The organism is Companilactobacillus bobalius (assembly GCF_009764355.1).
In genome coordinates this window covers 1-3,996 of sequence record NZ_LNUA01000041.1, presented here as the reverse complement: position 1 = coordinate 3,996, position 3,996 = coordinate 1, and the positions used below count along the sequence as shown (strand labels likewise).

The following is a 3,996-nucleotide window of genomic DNA, read 5'->3' as shown; positions in this document are numbered from 1 at the left end:
GATTCAGCAGATACTAGACAGGTTCTTAGACGTACTTGGGGCCATCATTGGGATTTGTATTTTAACGTGGGTTCAAATTCCTAACAATGAAAAAATTGATCAGCCAATGCATGTGCTCCACAACACCCGCTTGGGGATCAAACAACTTACGAACAACAAGGGCTTGTGGTACATTACGTTGATCGGCGCCGTCTTCACACTAACCTACATGCCTGCTGCCAGCATGTATCCACTCATGACCATGAAATACTTTCAGGGAACCGTTAGTCAGGCTGGCTTAATTGAAGCCATTTATTCAACTGGCATGCTAATCGGCGGCACTATCATTGGCCTCTTTGGTAAGTGGCAGGACCGGATGAAGCCCGTAATCATCGCGTTTTTCCTGGTTGGCATTCCAACCGGTATTAGCGGCATTTTGCCAAGTAACCAAACCGGATTTTTATGGTTCGCAGCTTTAAACATCATTGAAGGAATTGCGACCCCATTTTTTACAACGCTTTTAATGGCAATGATTCAACAAAGTTATCCAGCAGAAGAGTTAGGGCGGATTCTAGGCGTTTTGAATTCTTTGTTGAATCTAGGTGAACCAATTGGCTTAATTTTTGCCGGTCCCCTAGCTGATGTGATTGGCATTGAACGCCTATTTGTGATTGCAGGAATCGGTGCTGCCATTTGCGGGGTGGTCGCGGTGTTAATGCCAATTACCAGGCAATATGACATTAGGCTGCATCAAAAATTGGCGAAATTAACTGAGCAACCAGATAAGTAATTAACATGATGATCAAAAAGAGGAGAAAGACCAGACTACCAGCTGATCTTTCTCCTCTTTTTGTCATCACTTAATTACACGTTTTTAATCTTTTCACCAGTCAATCCCATCGCATTAATTGCCACGATAATTGTCGACATCGCCATGACCACAGCACCAACGGCTGGGTCTAGAATGATTCCAATAAATGACAACACACCGGCAGCGAGTGGAATTGCGACAATATTGTAGCCTGCTCCCCACCAGAGATTTTGAACCATTTTCCGATTTGTGATTTTAGCCAAATCAAGAAAATGTAAAATATCGCTGGGTTCTGATTTAACCAACACAACATCAGCGGAATCAATGGCAACATCGGTTCCGGCACCAATTGCAATTCCAATATCGGCCGCGGCAAGACTTGGTGCGTCATTTACGCCGTCACCAACCATGATGACGTGATTGCCCTTTGCTTGATAATCAGCAATAATCTTTTGCTTATCATCTGGTAATAGGCCTGCATGGAATTCAGTCAATCCTAGTAAGTTAGCAACGTGTTCCGCGGCTTTTGGATTATCGCCAGTGAGCATTACGGGGGTAATTCCTCGCCTCTGAAGACCACTAATTAATTCCTTAGCACCCGCTTTGATGGTGTCGCCTTCAGCAACCATTCCTTGAACTTGGGTGCCCTGCAATAGGAAGCTGACGGAATTACCCTTAGCAGCCCATTTATCAGCAGCGGCCTCGTCAAACCTGATCCCTTGCTTCGTTAAATAGTTACCATTAACAATCGTATAGTCAGTGCCATCAACATTACCGGAAATACCAACGCCCGGAATATTTTGAGACTTTTCAGCCGCAACGACTTCAATGTCCTTCGCTTGGGCTTCAGTAATGATTGCTTGGGCCAGCGGATGAGTCGAATTATTTTCAAGGGCGGCCAGTCGGCTTAATAACGTTGTTTCGTCAATCCCATCATTTGGAATCAATGCATTCACCGTAAATTTACCTTCTGTTAACGTGCCAGTTTTATCCAAGAGAACGTGGCTAACATGTTGACTTGCTTCAATGGCTTGGCGATTTCGAACTAATAGCCCATTTTGAGCGCCAATCGTAGTAGAACGAGAAACCACTAATGGAATCGCTAATCCTAATGCATGCGGGCAAGCAATCACGAAGACGGTCACCATGATCGTCATTGCAGTCGCCAATCCCTGGGGTAACCAGGCAAAGAAAGCAATAATCCCAACACCAAATGCCGCGTAAAATAGATACTTGGCAACTAAATCAGCTTTATCTTCTGCTTTAGATTTAGTTTGCTGGGCATTTTGAACCATTTTCATTACTTGAGAAAGATAGCCGGAGTCACCAGTACCACTAATTTTAACCGTTAGCGTCCCGTTATTGTTGGTTGCACCACCAATGACCTTATCGCCAACGTTCTTGGTAACGGCAGCAGATTCACCGGTTACCAGTGCTTCATTCACGGTCGACTCCCCAGCCGTAATAACACCATCGGCTGGAATACTCTCACCTGAACGCACTTGGAAAGCTTGACCAACTTTTAAATCAGATACTGGCACTTCTTTTGTTTCACCATTATCTGTAACTAGATGGGCCGTCTTAGGCAACAGGGCCGCCATCTTTTGTAAGGCATCCCCAGCCCCCATCAATGCATTCATTTCAATCCAGTGTCCTAGAAGCATAATTAAAATCAGGGTTGCAAGTTCGAACGAAAAATCCATTACATGATTTGCCGGGTTCAAGAAGTTGTTGGCAATAAATGCGTACAAACTGTAGAAATACGAAACGGAAATTCCAAGGGTTACTAGCGTCATCATTTCAGGAGATTTATCCTGAATTTCCGCTTTAGCCCCCTTTAAAAATGGCATTCCGCCATAAAAGTAAAGTGCTGTATCAAACAAAACGATGATAATGCCAACAATTAGCGGTGAACTGAAACTAAGGATGGAAACGTTTAAACCCATGATTGGTGCTAACAGTAAAACTGGAATCGCTAAGACAACGGAGACCCAAAATTTAACTTTCAAATTCCCCATATGCATCATTGAGCCACCGTGCATCATCATGTCGGTCCCAGCCATATCCATATCACCGTGATTCATCCCACTCATATTCATAGTTTCGTGATTCATATTCATTTGGCTGTGATCCATGTTCATTTGATTATGATCCGTTTCGGTCATATCGTGATCCATTTTCATGTCATCATGATCCATATGACTCATATTTGATTCATTATTTTCCATATTCTTAGCACTCATGTTTTTCATGTTCATCTGGTCCTCTTTATTTGCCATGATTATCGACCCCCCCTAAAAATAAGTGTGCGTAGCAAAGCGGTTAGAAGCCGGAATATAAGTTCCTTGTATGGAAATCCCCGGGCTCGGGATTTTTCCACCAGGTTCTTATATTTAGGCTTCTGCTTTGCGGAGCACCATGCCACTATATGAATGAGAATTACGACAAAAATTCATAAGTTTCCGCCATCAGAAATCCCAGATTCTGGATTTTTGTGCAGCAATCCTAAAAGTAAACAGAACACCACAGTCTTAACACGTTTGATCACCTGGCAAGCAGTTACACTGAACTTCCTCGGGCGCTGTTTTGGCCTTTTCAGCTAGAATCGCCTGTAAGTTCGCAATATCCGCCCGTGAGAGTTCCCTTGACTGAATAACGCCGGCAATTGTTGAACCAGCCCGCATCGCACACATATGGTCAAACAAATCATCTGCCGCTGCCGCCATTGATTCCTTCTCGCCAACAACCGGCTTATACGTGAATGGTCGACTGCCGCCATGCTGCGCAACCGCCTGTTTTTGAATCAACCTGTGAAGTAGCGTTTTGGTTGTTGAAGCTGACCAGCCTTCTAATTCGTTCATAGCATCGATTAGTTCACGACTAGTCGCATGTCCCATTGTCCAAATTGCTCTCATAACCATCCATTCAGAATCGGTGATGGTTACATTCTTTGCATCCTTCAATTGGCTTCCTCCATTAATTGAATTCTAAGTTTACGTTTGCAGCCTCTTAACACTTATTAGTTTACAACTGTAGTCACAATAATGCAACCTTTCTGCCAGAAAATACCATGACATTAAAAAAACGCCTAGATAATATTCCAGGCGTGGTTTGATACGATATGTTAAATTAATGATCTGGGAATTTTTGGTTTTCTTGTTAGTATGGTGAAATGCCTCTTAGAACCTGTCTAGTATCTGCTGAAT

General features: G+C 43.4%; 3 protein-coding genes. 1 reads left to right on the top strand and 2 read right to left on the bottom strand.

Going from position 1 to position 3,996, the window contains the following annotated elements; genetic code table 11:
• On the top strand, window positions 1-769 hold a 769-nt coding region (locus tag ATN92_RS12550; protein ID WP_158106621.1), incomplete at its 5' end, for an MFS transporter.
• 74 nt (window positions 770-843) lie between these two features.
• Here ATN92_RS12550 and ATN92_RS12545 read toward each other — a convergent pair.
• Window positions 844-3,069, bottom strand: coding sequence for a heavy metal translocating P-type ATPase (locus tag ATN92_RS12545; RefSeq protein ID WP_056950763.1), 2,226 nt, complete (start codon window positions 3,067-3,069; stop codon window positions 844-846).
• A 252-nt stretch (window positions 3,070-3,321) separates the two neighbouring features.
• Window positions 3,322-3,753: a CopY/TcrY family copper transport repressor gene (locus ATN92_RS12540; protein ID WP_002816262.1), complete on the bottom strand. Its 432-nt coding sequence runs from the start codon at window positions 3,751-3,753 to the stop codon at window positions 3,322-3,324.
• Window positions 3,754-3,996: the final 243 nt, after the last annotated feature.

Coding starts and splice junctions, on each gene's coding strand:
- ATN92_RS12545 (WP_056950763.1), bottom strand. CDS start 3,069: ATGGCAAATAAAGAGGACCAGATGAACATGAAAAACATGAGTGCTAAG.